Genomic DNA, 16,099 nt, shown 5'->3' with positions numbered 1-16,099 from the left:
ATTAGACTGCTTTTTATTTGCGTGAAGTGGCCAGTGTTACCACAATCAGAACAATAACCGCTACCGGCAGTGCGATAATGACACTGTTCAATTCAAATGGCTTGCTGAGTGGAATTTCCCACAGCAAAGTAGTGCCAACGCCTGCAATCATTGAAGATACACCGCCTGCCATGTTGACGCGCTTCCAGAAGAAAACAGCGAGCAAAGCCGGTGTCAGTCCTGCCCCATATACGGTGTACGCATACATTTGTACTTCCAGGACGGTCGGAAAAAACGTGACCAGTACAAACGCAACAATACCAAGCAGAATCGTGAAAAATTTCGTCATGTTAAGCAATTGTTTGTCAGATGCATCTTGTTTAATATGTTTTTTGACAATATCATACGTCACGTTCGTTGCCGCCGAGAGCAGATATGAGTTTCCTGTCGTTACAATAAATGCTGTGGCAGCAGCCAACAGTATGCCTCCGATAACTATTGGCATGACGGTTGTTGTAGCCATCAATGCCATACCCGGATCAATTTCCGGGAAAATGGAACGGGAGGCAAACGCAATCAGCGATATTGCCGGAGAAATAAGTGTCATCCCTATAAGCCAGCCGATTTGCGCCTTCTTGGACGATCTCCCGGCTTTGGATGCTGCCAGCCGCTGGTACATGTTCTGATCACCGAGCAGCAGGAATAGTGATGGCAGCAAAAAGCCGAGCAACTGCACCGTATTTAGTGTGCCGGTTGCTGTCAGATGGTCAGCAGGCACATTCGATGTCACCCCGTCCCAGCCGCCTGCAACGCTATAGATCACCGGCAGTGTTATGAACAAGCCGGCAATGGCCAGAAACGCACTCAAGGCGTCTGTCGGGGCGATTGAACGCAACCCGCCGATTGTCGCCAGAAAGATAATTAAAGCCGCACCGACGATTGTACCGGTATCAACGGAAATACCCGTTGTCACGTTTAAAATGAACCCGATTCCGGTCATCTGATAAGACACGATGCCGACGAATGCCAGTATGATAATAATGCTGGCAATCAGTCTGGCTGTCTGCCCGTATTTGGCCTCAAGAATGCCGGACACCGTATATTTTCCGAATTCACGAATTTTTGGTGCGATCACATATAAAATCATAATACCGATAAGCGTTGGGAAAATCAGCATGAAGGCCGGTATTATCCCGTATGTATAAGCCATCGACGTCTCGCCGCCGGAGATGCTGCCGCTGCCTGTCCATGTGGCAAGGAGGGTCCCTGTCAGGACAACCGTCCCCAAACCTTTTCCGGCTAAAATAAAGTCCTCACTGCTGGAAATTTTTCTGGAAAAGTAAATGCCAATAATCACCATGATGATGCCGTATCCCACAACAAACCATAGCAGATGTGGATTGTGCTCCACTCCCATGTCGTTCACCTCATTTATTTTTCTTTGATGTTTACAATCTGATTGTTTATTGTACCAGAAGAAAGCGGTTTATTTAAATGTTTTCTGACTGATCATTAATTGGAAGACTAACTTAAAAATATTTCCGTATAACTACAGCGATTTCAGATACTTAAAAGAAGGTGTTATACTGAACATAATTCAGCAGAAGCGGGGTTTTTACAATGAATGAACAATTGCAGTCAGTAGTGGATCATGCGCGCGAAACGCTTGGGTTACATGACCACGAACTGAAACGGTATCAATTTTTCCGTGAAAAGAATCATTTTAATGAAACATCCTATATTTTAAATATGGAATGGTTCCCGGCGGGTGATATGGGTTCGGATGAAGCTTTAAATCCGGCAGGGACTGCAGTCGTGGATATCAATTTTCATACGAAGGCAGTGCGCCTGCTTGATTTCACCAGGGATGTCAACAGCGCTGACAGCAGCTTATACCCGTTATCAGCTGCCAAAGAAGATGTGATCGAGTGGATTGAAGAGATGACCGGACTCACATTTGGCCGGCAGTTTCTGATTGCACGTGAAGATGAGCAGACGCTGGTATTCGGCGCAGCGGTTGATAACATCCCGGTTTCTCCCAGCGGAATAATCAAGATCGAATTCAATGACGATGATGTTCTGACAGCATTTTCTATTGATGGTGAATTCCCGGGTGAAACGCAAATCGAATGGGAGCCGTTTGCGCTGACACCTGATAAGTATGAACCATTTGCAAAAGACCAGTGCCGGTTGCAGAAATTGCCTGATCAAGAGCAGGAAAAATGGGTGCCAATCTATGGAATTGAAGAAGTGTTTTTGAACAACGATGCATTACGGACCATTCCGTTTTCGTATGGTGAGGATCGCAGTTCTTTTATTGCGATGGACAAAGTATTGCGGTGGGAAGAACCGCTCGAAGGAGAATTTGAACAAAAAGATATTGACTTGTCTCCCGAGGTGGAACTGGAAAGTGTGCTGGCAAACGAACTGCATCCGGACACAATACCTCTATCGGAAACTGAAGTGGAAACAAGCCTGCAGGAAGTTTTGCGGTTTATGCGTCTGGTTTTTCCGGATGAGAGCGGCAAGCGTAAACTGACCGGTGTTTATTTGAAGGACGATTATATCGTGGCTGAGATTAAACCTGTTCAGGGCGAGGTGAAATATGCGCTTGATATTAAGATCAAGCTATTGATTGACCGTGATACACTTACAGCGGTAAATTATTTTGATCAGGACAGGCTGTTTGAAGCGTTTAAACATTTTGTAAAGGCTGAAGATCCGGTTTTATCGCGTGATGAAGCGTTTGAAACGTTGCGTGAACATATTGAAATTGAACCGGTTTACGTATATGACAGAGGGCGGGAAACCTACATCATGTGCGGAAAACTGGACTGTGCATATGGCGTGCACGCAGTATCGGGTAAGGTTTTTCCGCTTAATGAAGTATAGTGAAGCGACAAAAGTAATGAATCAAAGAAAAAATCCGAACGATGATTTAAAATTCTTCAGTTGAATTTTGAATCAGTTCGGATTTTTCTTTTTCCGCGGCGGTGGTTAAGATTCACCCATACATTTCACTTAAATATGCCGAGTATCATCCGTCTTTAATATTAAACGTTTTAGTTATGTCCCAGCCCCTTATTTTGGCATCAATGTCGAACACTTCAATGGTCGAAACTCAAATGTGAACTTTGGCAAAAGCAATTTTCATATCTGCATTATTCGGCGATTTCTCAGTAAAGTATGGCGCCCCCACATCCGCTCAGCTACAAATCATCAAACCCGTTCAGATCGCTTGTTTTCGTATACTGCCGTGATTTTTGCTCGAAAAAGTCTGTCTTGGTGCCGTCAAAATTATCGGCGTACGCGCGGATCCATTTCATCGGGTTTTCCGTATGCTCAGGATACATCTCGCTAAGGCCCATCATGCGCAACATTTTGTTGGCGCGATACTTGATATAGCCGGCCATTTCATCGAGGTCGATCCCCTCAATATCAGCGAGTACATACGCGGACCATTCGATTTCAAGTTCGACCGACTCGCTGAACCTGCTGTAAACCCAATCAGCAAATTCCGCTGTATTCAAATCCGGATTTTCATCCAATGCCGCCCGGAATAATTCAGAAATAAACCGTCCATGTTCAAGTTCATCCCGGTTGATGTAACTGATCATGGTTGATGTACCGACCATCTTATTTTTTCGCGCGAGATGATAAAAGAACGCGAATCCGGAATAGAAAAACATCCCTTCCAGGAGCACAGTGTAAACACAAGTTTTCAATATATTTTCAATCGTCGGTTCCTCGACAAACGCGTTGTATTGCTGTATAAGCGTCTCATTCCGTTTCAGCAGTACGGGGTCGGTACGCCCGAGCTGAAACGATTCATTCTGCTCATCAAGCGATACTACTGAGGACAGCACATACGAGTAGCTTTCATTGTGCACAGCTTCCTGCTGAGCGATGACAGCCATGATCGATTGGACAGACGGATCTGTCGCATATAATGACAATAACAGTGCCGTCCGTGTCTGCGGCCCGTCCAGCGTCGACAGCAGTCCGATAATTTTCAAATACGCATCACGCTCTTCATCAGTCAGTGATGCAAACTGGCGCAGATCGTCGGACATATTGATTTCATCCGCCTGCCAGTAGTTGCCGATCAGCCGCTTGTACATTTTATACCAGTGCGGATAAGCGATGTCATTCCAATTCAGGATACCGCTCGACTTCCCGCCAAACAAGGCGGTTGATTTATTCGGATTGATCGGTTCCAATGTTTTTGCTTTCTCAAGTAAGACTTTTGACATCATGAAGCACTCCTTCCAGCCAGTTTTTCACCATAAATTCCTGTGAGCCTCGCGGTGACTGCTCGATTTTCAATCCGTCCCATCTGCTCTGATAAAATGTGACCAGTTTATCCACAGCCAGGCAATAAAGCTCATCACCGCCGAACTGCGTATCTCCGGTCCCGAATACAGCAACATTAGCCGGTTTATAGCCGACCTCCAGAACAAATTCTTTTACCTCATCAGGGGTCGCGCCCATCTCCCACGTAAATGTGCCAATAAAAATCAAATCGTATGCGGACGCGTCCACCGGCGGATCGATGCCAATCCGGTGCATATCAGTCACCGCGCCATCCGCCGACAGATAATCAGCAACCATTTCAGCTGTTTCCTTCGTATTGCCGCTGTATGATAAATAAGCGATTAATGCTTTCAACTTTCACACCACTCACATTCCTCGACATCATTGGCCGTTGACCGGACGTAATATGTTGTTTTAAGACCTTCTTTCCACGCCTGCAGATGCAAATCCAGGAGGACGGAAGCTTTAATCGTATTCGGTACATAAATATTAAACGAAATGCTCTGATCAATGTGTCTTTGCCGGGCCGCATTCTGCCTGACCGACCAGCGCTGATCGAGAATATACGCTGAACGGCGGTAAATCCCGTAAGTGTTATGATCCAGTTCCGGGGCTGTCACAGCAATTTTGAAGTCCTTCTTTTCTTCAAAGTAAAACGGCTTGAATACCGGATCGATACTCGCAGTGGAACCGGCAATCATTGATGTCGACGAATTAGGTGCAACAGCCATCAAGTAGCCGTTTCGGACACCGTGTTCCATCACATCCTGCTTGAGTGACTGCCATTTTTCACCGGTATAGCCTTTGTCGGTAAAATACCGGCCCGTCTGCCATTTGCTGCCTGCAAACGCCGGATAGCTGCCCTTTTCCCTGCTTAGTTCCATGCTGGCTTTAATCGTCAGATATGCGATTTTTTCGTACATCCGGTCAGCGTAATCAACCGCCTCTTCTGTCTCCCATCCGATATTCTTTTTTGCCAGCAGATGATGCCAGCCGAATGTCCCCAGTCCGATGGCGCGGTATTTCTGATTCGTCAACTGTGTCTGTTTAAGCGGCAAAGTATTTATGCCAATCACATTATCAAGCATGCGGACCTGAATGCTGATCAGACGTTCCAGAGCCTTCTCCGGAACAGCCCTCCCGAGATTGATTGAACTCAAATTGCAGACAACATAGTCACCGGGTTTATATTTTTTCACGATGGTGCCATCCGCTTCCGTCAACTCTTCCAAAAATTCGGTCGGTGACTGATTTTGCGTGATTTCCGTACAAAGATTCGAGCAGTAAATCATGCCTTCGTGTGGATTATTGTTCTGCCGGTTCACCTCATCCCGGTAAAACATGAACGGCGTACCGGATTCGAGCTGTGATTTCATAATCCGTTTCATAATATCGATTGCTGGAACGACACGTTTTGTGAGCTCATCAGACCGGACACATTCCAAATAGCGCTCGCGCCACGAACCTGCCCCCTGCTCTTCATCATAGAACTCCTCAAGTGAATACCCCATCACCTGCCGCACCTCATGCGGGTCAAACAAGTACCAGTCACCACGCTTTTCCACTTGTTCCATGAAGTAATCCGGCAGACAGACACCCGTGAAAATATCGTGTGCGCGGAGACGCTCATCGCCATTGTTCAGCTTCAAATCAAGAAACGGCTCAATATCGGCATGCCAGATGTCCAGGTAAATGGCAATCGCGCCTTTTCTCGTCCCGAGCTGGTCAACGCTAACAGCCGTGTTGTTCAGCTGCTTGATCCACGGCACAACACCGCTTGACATCCCTTTGAAACCTTTGATCGCACTGCCGCGGCTGCGGATTTTCCCCATGTAAACACCAATCCCGCCGCCATTTTTCGAAAGCTTGGCAATATCGGTATTGCTGTCATAGATCGACTGCAGACTGTCGTCCACCGTATCGATAAAGCAGCTCGACAGTTGACCGTGTGTTTTACCCGCATTGGTAAGCGTTGGTGTGGCAACCGTCATGTACAGATTGCTGAGCGCCCAATAGGCTTCAGCAACGTATTGGCTGCGATACTCGGGATGCTCATCCTGCATCAGGTGCATTGCGATGACCATCCATCGCTCCTGTGGCAGTTCATATATGTTTTTATCGTGGTCTGTTGCAAGATATCGGGTTGCCAGCGTATACAGACCAAGGTAGTTGAACAACAAATCCCGCTCAGGCTCAATAATGCTGCCAAAATAATCAATTTCCTGTCTGGTGTATGACTTAAGCAGGTTATCTGAATAAATGCCCTTATCCGCCAATCGTGAAATAAGCTGATGAAAATCTCCGTATTGACGGCTGACCTCATACCTCCTATTTACTGCTGCCTGTTCATATAATGTCTGCAGATACAAGCGCTCGCCGACAAATGTCCAGTCAGGATTTGCCTCATCGATATTTTCCAGTGCCAGTCTTATTAAACAATTCTTATCGACCGCACCACCCTTTTCACGTGTTTTTTCCAAAAAAGCTTCCTTATCCACATCCAGCCCTTCAGTTGCCTGTTCAATTAATGACTCAAGATCCTCCGTTATTGTCAGTGTCATGGCTCTGCCTCCTAAAAAAATATTAAAAACCGTTCACCACGGGGATGAACGGTTATAAAACGACAGAAAATATGCAGTATGTTCCCATCGCTTCACCATCTCTTGCCCCGAGGATTGAAACGTACGAACTAAGGCAGGTCTCCTGACTCATGCTTCTGTCTACTGAGGCCCTTCCCATATAGCTGCCGTGAAGCTTGCAATACAGTGGATAGCCTGTTCGTCCACACTTACAGTTGCGGGGACAGTTCCGGATTTTCACCGGATTCCCTTTTAAGACGAAGTTGTCACCTTATTTCTCGGACACTATATATAGTGAATTTAATAACTTTTATTAATATATATTGTATTTAATAGACTATCATAGAAAACATTCTGATGCAATAGATTAAAAGAAAAGATACCTGACGTGGTAATTCCCGAAGTATGCCTTGAAATTCCGGATACCCTGTGGTAGATTGAATATAATTATATATTTTCCATTTCAATTCATTGAAGTGGGGTAGAGGTGCGAAGACCATCAGTACACAGTAGAAGGACTATGGGATCCGCTGATGATTGTGGAAAGGGGTATTCGCCGAAACTTAAGAGAAGCTCATATTCTCGAAGTTGGTTCTGCTATTGAATAAATACAGGACTGTCATATAGGAGACTATATGGAGGGCTATCTTGCGCAAAGAAACGTAAGTAACGTTTCTGCTGCAACAGCGACCCCTCGTTGTTGTTTTTTTATTGCGAAAATGGGAGATAGCCTTTTAAAAACAATTTTAAAAGGATGTGAAAAACGATGAATTTCGGCCAAGTTTTAACCGCAATGGTAACCCCATTCAATCAAAATGGTGATATCGATTTTCAGGCAACACGTACATTGGTGAATTACTTAATCGCAAATGGTTCGGACGGATTAGTCGTAGCGGGGACGACAGGTGAATCCCCAACCCTGACAGATAACGAAAAACTGGACTTGTTCCGCTTTGTCTCACAAGTTGCAGATGGACGAGCAGCCGTCATTGCAGGTACAGGATCAAACAGCACCCGGACTTCCATCGAGCTGACACAGCAGGCGGAAGCGACGGGTATCGATGCAATCATGCTCACAACACCATACTATAACAAACCTTCCCAGGAAGGACTGTATCAGCACTATAAAGCAGTTGCACAAGCGACATCCCTTCCCGTAATGCTTTACAATGTTCCAGGTCGGAGCGCAGTGGCAATTGATCCTGAAACTATTATCCGGCTGTCTGAGATCAGTAACATTGTGTCGGTGAAAGAAGCGAGCGGCGACCTTGATGCAATGACTGACATCATCAGTAAAACGTCTGGAGATTTCACCCTCTACAGCGGTGACGACAATCTGACACTCCCTGTACTGGCGATTGGCGGTAACGGAATTGTATCCGTATCCTCGCATATTATCGGAAGTGACATTAAAAAAATGGTTCAAAGCTTCCAGAACGGTGACGTGCAACGTGCATCTCTTATCCATCAGGAACTTCTGCCGACGATGAAGGCGCTATTCGCACAACCAAGCCCATCACCGGTAAAAGCAGCTCTCAATATGATGGGTATGTACGTTGGAGACGCTCGTCTGCCAATGATGCCGCTGTCGAACGACGAAAAGCAGCAACTTAAGCAAATACTGCCGCCGAATGAAATAACTGAAGCCGGCTAAAGGCCATCTACCCGCTGTATGAACGTTTTTCGAGTTCATACAGCGGTTTTTTTAGCTGCGACCGAAATCTGGAATTTTGTGAACTTCGGGATTTTTATTGTGAACTTCGGGGAGATCAATGTGAACTTCGGGATTTTCCCGGTGAACTTCGGGAAAATTCATGATATCTTCGGGATTTCCTCCTCAATACCCCTTCAGCTCCCACAACACATAACTCTTTACTGTCCAGCGCAATAAGCTTATCAAACTTTATCACGCCCCCATTTTGCCGTACCTTTTATTAATTACCTGCTGCCATTCAAATATTTCACTGCCAATGAATATCCTGCCATCATCTAGAAAAGCTATCGGTAGAAAGGGTGAAAATAATGAACAAAGATTTGATTGACTGGCCGACATTTTTTGGTGCTTTATTCCTATTGGTTGCCGTCTCCATCCCTCTGGCGGTTTTTCCTGAAGCAGGTAAAGAATTTGTGAATATGGCAAATGATTTCATGACTGGCAATTTTGGTGTCTTATATTTAATTTTCGGACTGGCTGCTTTTGCCTTTCTGGTTTTTGTTGCATTCAGCAAAAATGGTCATGTCAAACTTGGTGATAAAGATGAAGAAAAAGAATTTGGCACGATATCATGGGCAGCCATGCTGTTTGCTGCAGGTATCGGGTCAAGTATCCTGTACTGGGGAATGATCGAGTGGGCCTATTATTATCAAGGTCCGCCATTCGGCATAGAGCCTGAATCGAAAGAAGCTATTAATTATGCGCCGGCATACGGTATTTTCCATTGGGGACCTATTGCCTGGGCAATATATACATTGCCGGCACTGCCGATAGCTTATTTTTATTATGTCCGGAAAAAGCCGGTTCTGAAAATAAGTGAGGCTGTCAGACCCGTCCTCGGACGGCTGGTCGATACACCGCTTGGCATCCTCATTGATGTTCTGTTTATGTTTGGTCTGATGGGCGGTGCCGGAACGACGCTGGCATTGGGAACACCGATGATCGCAGAAGGTGTGAATGACATAACCGGTCTGCCGGTAAACCTTACAATGAAGACGGTGATTATGCTCATTTGTGCTGCGATATTTGCGGTCAGTGCTTATTCGGGTTTGCGGAACGGCATCAGAGTGCTTAGTGACATCAATCTTTGGCTCGCTATTTTTGTGCTCGCTTTTATTTTTGTTTTCGGACCGTCGTTATTTATCAGTGAAACGACCTTTACGAGCATTGGTCTTATTATCGATAACTTTTTTAAAATGGCTACCTGGCTTGAGCCATTTGCTAATGTCGGCGGTTTTACCGAAACAGGATTTCCGGAAGCGTGGACGGTGTTCTACTGGGCATGGTGGCTTGTCTATGCACCATTTGTGGGACTGTTTGTTGCACGCATTTCACGCGGTCGAACCATCCAGGAAATGATTTTCGGCACGATGGTTTACGGTACGCTGGGCTGTGTGCTCTTTTTCGGTATCATGGGAAATTTTGGCCTCCATCTGCAGCTGTCTGGCCGCTTTAACGTTATTGGCTTCATGAACGAAAATGGTGCGCCTGCTGCCATCATCGCGATTCTGAATCAACTGCCAATGGCATGGATTATGGTGGCCGTCTTCACTATTCTGGCAATCATTTTCCTGGCGACAACGTTTGATTCATCATCCTATATCCTGTCAGCTGTGGTGCAAAAAGAAGTCAAAGCCGAGCCATTGCGCTGGAATCGCCTTTTCTGGGCATTCACCCTATGCCTGATGCCTTTGGTTTTAATGTTCATCGGTGACTTACAGACATTGCAGACTGCCAGTATAGTCGCCGGGTTTCCGGTTTTGTTTATTATGGGACTCCTGGCATGGTCCTTCATGCGGGCTTCCAATGAGGATATCCGAGCTACCAGGGATTATCAGCCGCCAACCATTCATATTAACAAGCAAGAAAAGCGCAGGAAAAGAAGGTCCGCTCTGGAAGCTTTAGAGGATAAGAATCTTGATGACTAGAATGCTTTAAAAAATTGGTATTGCTATTAACCGAAAGGATGTCAGAATAATGGAGTGGCTTTCCTTACTTCCGTTTGTGATTGTAATTGGATTATCAATATGGCTAAAGAAAATTCTCCCGGGGCTTGTACTGGGTGTTCTCGTCGGGGGATTACTCGTTGAATTCAGTCTGCTTGGCGGCACTGAGAAATCAGTAAGCTACGTTGTTACAACCCTATCGGACGAAAACAATATCAAAATCATCGCTTTTCTTTATTTATTCGGCGGCCTGATTGGGATGATGAATATTTCAGGCGGCATAAAAGGCTTTTCGAAATGGATTGGAGACAAAATTGAATCACAGCGCGGTTTATTGGGGCTCATCTGGCTGACACTGCCGTTCACGTTCATGATGCCGATGTTCAGAATTATGATGATTGGCCCGGTCGTGAAATCGCTCATGAAAGATATGAGCATTTCCAAACGCAAAGTCGGGTTTACAATGGATGTCTCCACAAGTTCAGTTATCGTTCTCCTGCCCGTTGCAACAGCATTTGTCGGTTTCATGATTTCGCTTGTGGAGAGTGGTGTGCAAAAGTTTAACCTGGACATGGATCCCTACCAGATTTTCCTGCTCAGCATTCTGTTTAATTTCTATGCTATTGTGATGCTGGTAATTGGCCTTATCCGGACGTTTTGGTCATCTTCTGAAAAGGAAAGGACAAATAAACAGACCGGTAAACAAGTTAATGAGCATGACTACCATCGTTCAGGCATCGAAAAAGAACTTTCGACGGTCAAAGCACAGCCGTGGAATCTGATTGTTCCGCTCTTTTTGCTCCTAGGGCTATCGCTGTTTCTGCTATGGCAAAATGGGATGGCTAAGGGTGCGAACACCGTTTTTCAGGCATTTTCAGAAGCGGACGCTACATTCGTTATGCTGCTGGCAGTTTTCATAACTCTGATTTTGACATTTGTGTTTTATGTGATTCGCCGGCAGTCCATGGAAGAGACCATTTACCATTTTTACGACGGCGGCAATCAGCTCATGCAGGCGATTATCCTGCTTATCCTGGTGTGGGCACTGTCACTTGTTACCGAAGATCTTGGCTTTTCCAAATTTATTAATGCGACACTCGGTTCATTTTTGCCGAGCTTCACGATTCCGGCCATTGTATTTATCCTTGGGGCAGTGGTCAGTTATTTCCTCGGATCATCGTGGGGAACATGGGGGATATTTATGCCGCTTGGGATCGCGCTGGCTGTCTCAACCGAGGCATCAATCCCATTGACAGTCGGAGCTGTGTTTGCCAGCGGGTCATTCGGTGCCATGACTTCACCACTCGGGGACACGACAATCACGACAGCCTCAATCCTTGAAATGCCCCTGGTCGATTACGCCCGCTACAAACTGAAAATCTGCGCTGTCGGCGCCGGCATAGCCGCGGTGATTTACCTTGCCGCTGGATTCTTTCTCGTTTAAAAAAGCTGTTAAGCTGATATAAAAATATCCCCGCCATCACTGCAAGTGTTTTGGCGAGGAATTTTCTTCCTGGCTATTTTCATCAAGTTCCTTGAACATATCACGCTGCTTCTTCATCTTGGCAATCTGATTAGTGAGGTCGTTCAATTGTGTTCTGAGCTGGCTGATGTGTGAATCAATCGACAGTTGGCTTAATATTTGCTGAACATCAGAAGATAATTGGTTAAATTCCTTTTTCGTGACAGGCTGCGATTCTTTTTTTAGGCTGAAACCCACTTGCCCGTTTGGCTCCAATGTTGCCCATTCGACATCGTCTATATTTTTAACATTTTTCATCCTCAAGTTCATTTCCAACTGGTCAACTGTCATTCGTACTTTCTTCATGTTTTGTTCATTTACAGTGCCATTTTCAATCATCACTTTCGATTTGCCGGTAATAAGCTTTTCAAAAATATTCCCTTTCACCTGGGCGTATTCCATAATGAATAACGTGATAATCAAAATGCCGCCAACAGCTATAGTCACCCAGATATTATTGCCGGAAACAGGCTGAATGAGCAACGATCCGATCCCAATCATAATCACCGTCTGCGGGAGCGTCATCTGAGAGATGGATTTCCGGCCGGCAAGCCGTAATAACAACGTTCCTGCAATCACGATTAAAATGGATTTCCAAATCCAATCGAATTCCACTGTATCAAACTCCTTTCTAATGTTAGTTTGATTGGAATCCGGCATCTTATGCATGTATCTTTACGCCCTTGAATTCGCCACATTTTAAGTAGCATCAAAAAACTGCCCCGGGAATTCCCAGGACAGTTTGGTTCTGTTTGCTTCATTTATTCATTTTGGAGAAAAAGTCCGCCAGCGGATCTTCTCCTGGTTCTTCCGGCTCATCATCAACTGCTTCATGCAGGTCATCCAAATTATTAAGGCCGACCGCATCCAGATCAGGCTTCTTTTCCACAGACGGCGCTTCTTCTGCTTCCTCTTCAACAGGTGGCTCAGGCTCCATCGGCTGATTACCGTTCAGTGTGGACAGGATTGATGTTGCCCGAATTGGATCCTGCAGCAGCTGATAGACAATTGTGCCAATCAATGCTTCCGAATGCTCGTGCTTCAGCCAGCTTTTCTGCTCTTTGGTAAGCTGCCGCGGGAGCGGAATCGTGACTGTTTCGCGCTCGCGTGTGTATGTTTCATTAACGCCTTTCAGGACATATTGGGCAATTTGACTGGAAAAATTGCGGCGTTCAGTTTCCTTCAGTTTTTGCAGCTGTTTTAACAGATAATCAGGTGTATCGGAAGGAACGCGGAATGTAATCGACTGGCCGCGTTCGATATTCTTTTTTGACCCTTGCATGGTATCACCCTACTTTTTCTCTGCTGCGGCTTTTTCCTTTGCTTCTGCCTGCGTATTTTTATTCACATAATCCATGATCAGCTTATAATAGGCATTGGCCATCATCCAGATACTTTCATTTTCATTCTCAAAGAAATCAATGTTAAAGCCGTCTAATTTGTTATTAAGCGCTTTGATATAATCTTTTAATACGGCTGATCCGCCGCCGACAAAGTAACAGATTTCCGATTGTGAATTTTTTTGCCAGACGTTGCGCAGGTTGCGGTATTCCTTCTTGGCCAGCTCCAGCAAAATCCGGTCCGTGATATCGTGGATGTTTGTCCGGCTGCCCCGTACCATTATATGATGACGGTCGTTTTTACGGGTAATGATATCAACCACATCGCGGCGACTGTCCAGTTCAACGCCATGTCGTGTCCGAATCTCATCGCGGATTTCCTCGAGCGATTCAGCAACACCCAATGGAAAGCCCTGTGCTTTGTCATCGTCAACGTTTCGGTTGCGGATAACAGCAATGTCGGTTGAAAGCCCGCCGATATCCTGAATCAGAATCTGTTTATCAATCAATTCCTGATTAATTACGTTCAAGTCATTATCCATGATCAGATTCACGTATGCTGCGAAACCTTCCGGATATACTTTTACTTCATCAAATTTAATGTTTATCTTTTTCCCTTGATATTGCGGTGTCACCAAAAATTCAACCTGATGGACCGAACCAAGCAGCTGGGAACGGTAGCCGACATCTTTTCCTTCCTTAACTTCCCTTAGCGGCAGGCCGGTACCCAATGTGTAATTTGCATCAATCACGTCTTTTTTGCCTTGCTTAAAGGAATTAGTGCTGACAGCATCCAAGGCGATTGAGGCAAATAGCATCACCAATGTCTGGTCTTCTTCCGATTTGCTGCTCCCTTGGTCAAGTTCGGTTGAGTTATTCGTTTTTGTTGCCAGCGTTCCGACACGATAAACGGCATTGTTTTCCTCCAGAGCAGGGGAGTGAACCCGGATATGCAAGTTATCAATCGGATCTTTTTCATCCAAATCCTCTATGCCAATAACTGGTCTGTCCTCCATATCGCGTGCAACCACATTCGGTATGTAATAAGAGTTATCCATCTTACCGAAATTTGCTTTAACTGCATCATTGCCCACATCAACTGCAGCTACTCTTGAATTTTTCATATATGTGACTCTCCTCCCGAAAATTGATTTGTTAATAGAGAGTGCAAAGACTCATCTATTAAATAATCTTTACCAATAGAATAAACTTTTTAATAAAAATAAGCAATCAGACTTTTTTCGTATTCTTTTTCGTTTACATGTAATCATTAATTGTACACTTGTTTTCATTTATTGCACACGTTGATTTAGCAGCTTGTGTTCGCATTTGTTTACATGAACACGTTATTGTGTACGTAAAGTTTACAAAGTGTTTACATGTTTTCTTTTTTGTCTTCAGTAGTGATTCAGGAGTACAAAAGTCATCATATTCTATAAAATCATCACACAAAAATAAGACTTACAGAAAATTACACAATAAATTTTACACAGAATAAAACCTCATAGGGAGAATCATAAATGTAAAAAAAAACACGCCCCTTTTTGGGACGCATTAAGCTTATCCTGCATTCTCTTTTTTAACTTGTTTACTTCTAAGCTGACCGCAAGCAGCATCAATATCTGCACCATTCTCCCAGCGGACACCGCAGTTTAGACCATTCTCCTTTAACGTTTCATAAAAAGCCTGAATAGTCGATGAATCACTTCGTTGATACTGATCATGCTCACTGACTGTGTTATATGGTATCAGGTTCACATATGACAAGTGTCGTTTATCTGACAGCAGCTCAATCAATTCTTCAGCATCTTCCTTGTGATCATTGACATCCTTAAGCATAATGTATTCATACGTCACACGACGATTGACATTCTCTAGGTAATAATTCACTGCCTTCATCAGTTTTTCGATCGGAAAGGCACGATTGATTTTCATGATTGATGTACGTAATTCATTGTTCGGCGCATGCAGTGAAATGGCCAAATTAACCTGTGTTCCAGTGTCAGTCCATTCATAAATTTTATGCGCAAGCCCACTCGTTGATACCGTGATATGCCTGGCACCAATATTCAGCCCCGCATCATTGTTGACAACATAGATGAAATCCATCAGGTTATTGAAATTATCAAACGGCTCTCCGATTCCCATCACAACGATATGGCTGACGCGCTCGTCGTTGCCTTTTACATCCATGTCCTTTTGAACATTTATAATTTGTTCAACAATTTCACTGCTGTTCAGATCACGATTCTTACGGAGCAAACCGCTCGCACAGAACGAACAGCCAATATTACACCCAACCTGAGTCGTCACACAAACCGACAGGCCGTAATTAAAACGCATTAAAACTGTTTCCACCAAATTTCCGTCTGAAAGCCTGAACAAATACTTAATTGTACCATCCTCGGACTCTTGCCTGAGCTCCTCTTTAGTCGTGTGCAAAACAAAATTCTCCTCAAGCAGTGCAATTGTTTCTTTGTTCACATTTTTCATATCCGCAAATTGGCTGATGCGTTTTTTGTACAGCCAGTTCCACACCTGGTCAACCCGGAATCGGCGTTGCCCATGGTTGGTGAGCCAATTCTGAAGTTGCTCATATGTCAATCCATATATGGACTTTTTGCTCATGCATATCCCTCATTTCCATACATTCCAATAGTATATTGTACTATAATACGGCATGCGTGGCAATGTGGCAAACGAAT

Annotated in this window: 12 protein-coding genes and 2 riboswitches; of the genes, 4 read left to right on the top strand and 8 right to left on the bottom strand. The window is 44.8% G+C overall.

Features of this window, described 5'->3' with window-relative positions; genetic code table 11:
* Positions 1 to 13: 13 nt before the first annotated feature.
* A complete protein-coding gene (locus tag VK097_RS12485; RefSeq protein ID WP_324212140.1) occupies positions 14 to 1,396 on the bottom strand; it encodes a sodium:solute symporter family protein in 1,383 nt (460 codons plus the stop codon).
* A gap of 203 nt (positions 1,397 to 1,599) precedes the next feature.
* On the opposite strand from VK097_RS12485, the gene VK097_RS12480 reads away from it, so the two are divergent.
* A complete protein-coding gene (locus VK097_RS12480) occupies positions 1,600 to 2,871 on the top strand; it encodes a hypothetical protein (RefSeq protein ID WP_324212139.1) in 1,272 nt (423 codons plus the stop codon).
* A 317-nt stretch (positions 2,872 to 3,188) separates the two neighbouring features.
* Here the strand turns inward: VK097_RS12480 and VK097_RS12475 are convergent, their stop codons facing one another.
* Genes VK097_RS12475 through VK097_RS12465 form a run of 3 tightly spaced genes read right to left on the bottom strand, consistent with a single transcriptional unit; the run spans position 3,189 to position 6,854 of the window.
* Positions 3,189 to 4,232 carry a ribonucleotide-diphosphate reductase subunit beta gene (locus tag VK097_RS12475; protein ID WP_324212138.1) on the bottom strand — a complete coding sequence of 348 codons (1,044 nt, stop codon included), beginning with the start codon at positions 4,230 to 4,232 and terminating at the stop codon, positions 3,189 to 3,191.
* Positions 4,213 to 4,647 (bottom strand): flavodoxin, encoded by a 435-nt coding sequence (locus VK097_RS12470; RefSeq protein WP_324212137.1) that lies wholly within the window; start codon positions 4,645 to 4,647, stop codon positions 4,213 to 4,215. Before VK097_RS12470 ends, VK097_RS12475 begins: the two co-directional genes overlap by 20 nt.
* Positions 4,644 to 6,854, bottom strand: a complete 2,211-nt coding sequence (locus VK097_RS12465; protein WP_324212136.1) for a ribonucleoside-diphosphate reductase subunit alpha — start codon at positions 6,852 to 6,854, stop codon at positions 4,644 to 4,646. The genes VK097_RS12470 and VK097_RS12465 overlap by 4 nt, the downstream gene beginning before the upstream one ends.
* 115 nt (positions 6,855 to 6,969) lie before the next feature.
* Positions 6,970 to 7,161, bottom strand: a riboswitch (cobalamin riboswitch).
* 185 nt (positions 7,162 to 7,346) lie between these two features.
* Positions 7,347 to 7,526, top strand: a riboswitch (Lysine riboswitch).
* Between the two features lie 112 nt (positions 7,527 to 7,638).
* Here VK097_RS12465 and dapA point away from each other — a divergent pair.
* The 3 genes from dapA to VK097_RS12450 all read left to right on the top strand — a co-directional run bounded on the left by dapA (position 7,639) and on the right by VK097_RS12450 (position 11,976).
* Positions 7,639 to 8,526, top strand: coding sequence for a 4-hydroxy-tetrahydrodipicolinate synthase (dapA, locus tag VK097_RS12460; protein WP_324212135.1), 888 nt, complete (start codon positions 7,639 to 7,641; stop codon positions 8,524 to 8,526).
* A gap of 368 nt (positions 8,527 to 8,894) precedes the next feature.
* The gene (locus VK097_RS12455) at positions 8,895 to 10,514 is read left to right on the top strand and encodes a BCCT family transporter (RefSeq protein ID WP_324212134.1); all 1,620 of its coding nucleotides are present in this window, start codon (positions 8,895 to 8,897) and stop codon (positions 10,512 to 10,514) included.
* Positions 10,515 to 10,563: 49 nt separating this feature from the next.
* Complete coding sequence (locus VK097_RS12450) at positions 10,564 to 11,976, top strand: Na+/H+ antiporter NhaC family protein (protein WP_324212133.1); 1,413 nt, start codon at positions 10,564 to 10,566, stop codon at positions 11,974 to 11,976.
* A 36-nt stretch (positions 11,977 to 12,012) separates the two neighbouring features.
* On the opposite strand, the gene VK097_RS12445 is transcribed toward VK097_RS12450, so the two are convergent.
* The 4 genes from VK097_RS12445 to rlmN all read right to left on the bottom strand — a co-directional run bounded on the left by VK097_RS12445 (position 12,013) and on the right by rlmN (position 16,022).
* A complete protein-coding gene (locus tag VK097_RS12445; protein ID WP_324212132.1) occupies positions 12,013 to 12,669 on the bottom strand; it encodes a DUF421 domain-containing protein in 657 nt (218 codons plus the stop codon).
* A gap of 142 nt (positions 12,670 to 12,811) precedes the next feature.
* On the bottom strand, positions 12,812 to 13,336 hold the full coding sequence (locus VK097_RS12440; protein WP_324212131.1) for a hypothetical protein: 525 nt from the start codon (positions 13,334 to 13,336) through the stop codon (positions 12,812 to 12,814).
* A 9-nt stretch (positions 13,337 to 13,345) separates the two neighbouring features.
* Positions 13,346 to 14,518, bottom strand: a complete 1,173-nt coding sequence (locus VK097_RS12435; protein ID WP_324212130.1) for a ParM/StbA family protein — start codon at positions 14,516 to 14,518, stop codon at positions 13,346 to 13,348.
* 436 nt (positions 14,519 to 14,954) lie between these two features.
* On the bottom strand, positions 14,955 to 16,022 hold the full coding sequence (gene rlmN, locus VK097_RS12430; protein ID WP_324212129.1) for a dual-specificity RNA methyltransferase RlmN: 1,068 nt from the start codon (positions 16,020 to 16,022) through the stop codon (positions 14,955 to 14,957).
* Positions 16,023 to 16,099: the final 77 nt, after the last annotated feature.

This window comes from Lentibacillus sp., assembly GCF_035301675.1.
Classification (GTDB): Bacteria; Bacillota; Bacilli; order Bacillales; family Amphibacillaceae; genus Lentibacillus.
This window is presented reverse-complemented; position numbering and strand designations above follow the sequence as displayed.

Coding starts and splice junctions, on each gene's coding strand:
- VK097_RS12485 (WP_324212140.1), bottom strand. CDS start 1,396: ATGGGAGTGGAGCACAATCCACATCTGCTATGGTTTGTTGTGGGATAC.
- VK097_RS12480 (WP_324212139.1), top strand. CDS start 1,600: ATGAATGAACAATTGCAGTCAGTAGTGGATCATGCGCGCGAAACGCTT.
- VK097_RS12475 (WP_324212138.1), bottom strand. CDS start 4,232: ATGTCAAAAGTCTTACTTGAGAAAGCAAAAACATTGGAACCGATCAAT.
- VK097_RS12465 (WP_324212136.1), bottom strand. CDS start 6,854: ATGACACTGACAATAACGGAGGATCTTGAGTCATTAATTGAACAGGCA.
- dapA (WP_324212135.1), top strand. CDS start 7,639: ATGAATTTCGGCCAAGTTTTAACCGCAATGGTAACCCCATTCAATCAA.
- VK097_RS12455 (WP_324212134.1), top strand. CDS start 8,895: ATGAACAAAGATTTGATTGACTGGCCGACATTTTTTGGTGCTTTATTC.
- VK097_RS12450 (WP_324212133.1), top strand. CDS start 10,564: ATGGAGTGGCTTTCCTTACTTCCGTTTGTGATTGTAATTGGATTATCA.
- VK097_RS12440 (WP_324212131.1), bottom strand. CDS start 13,336: ATGCAAGGGTCAAAAAAGAATATCGAACGCGGCCAGTCGATTACATTC.
- VK097_RS12435 (WP_324212130.1), bottom strand. CDS start 14,518: ATGAAAAATTCAAGAGTAGCTGCAGTTGATGTGGGCAATGATGCAGTT.
- rlmN (WP_324212129.1), bottom strand. CDS start 16,022: ATGAGCAAAAAGTCCATATATGGATTGACATATGAGCAACTTCAGAAT.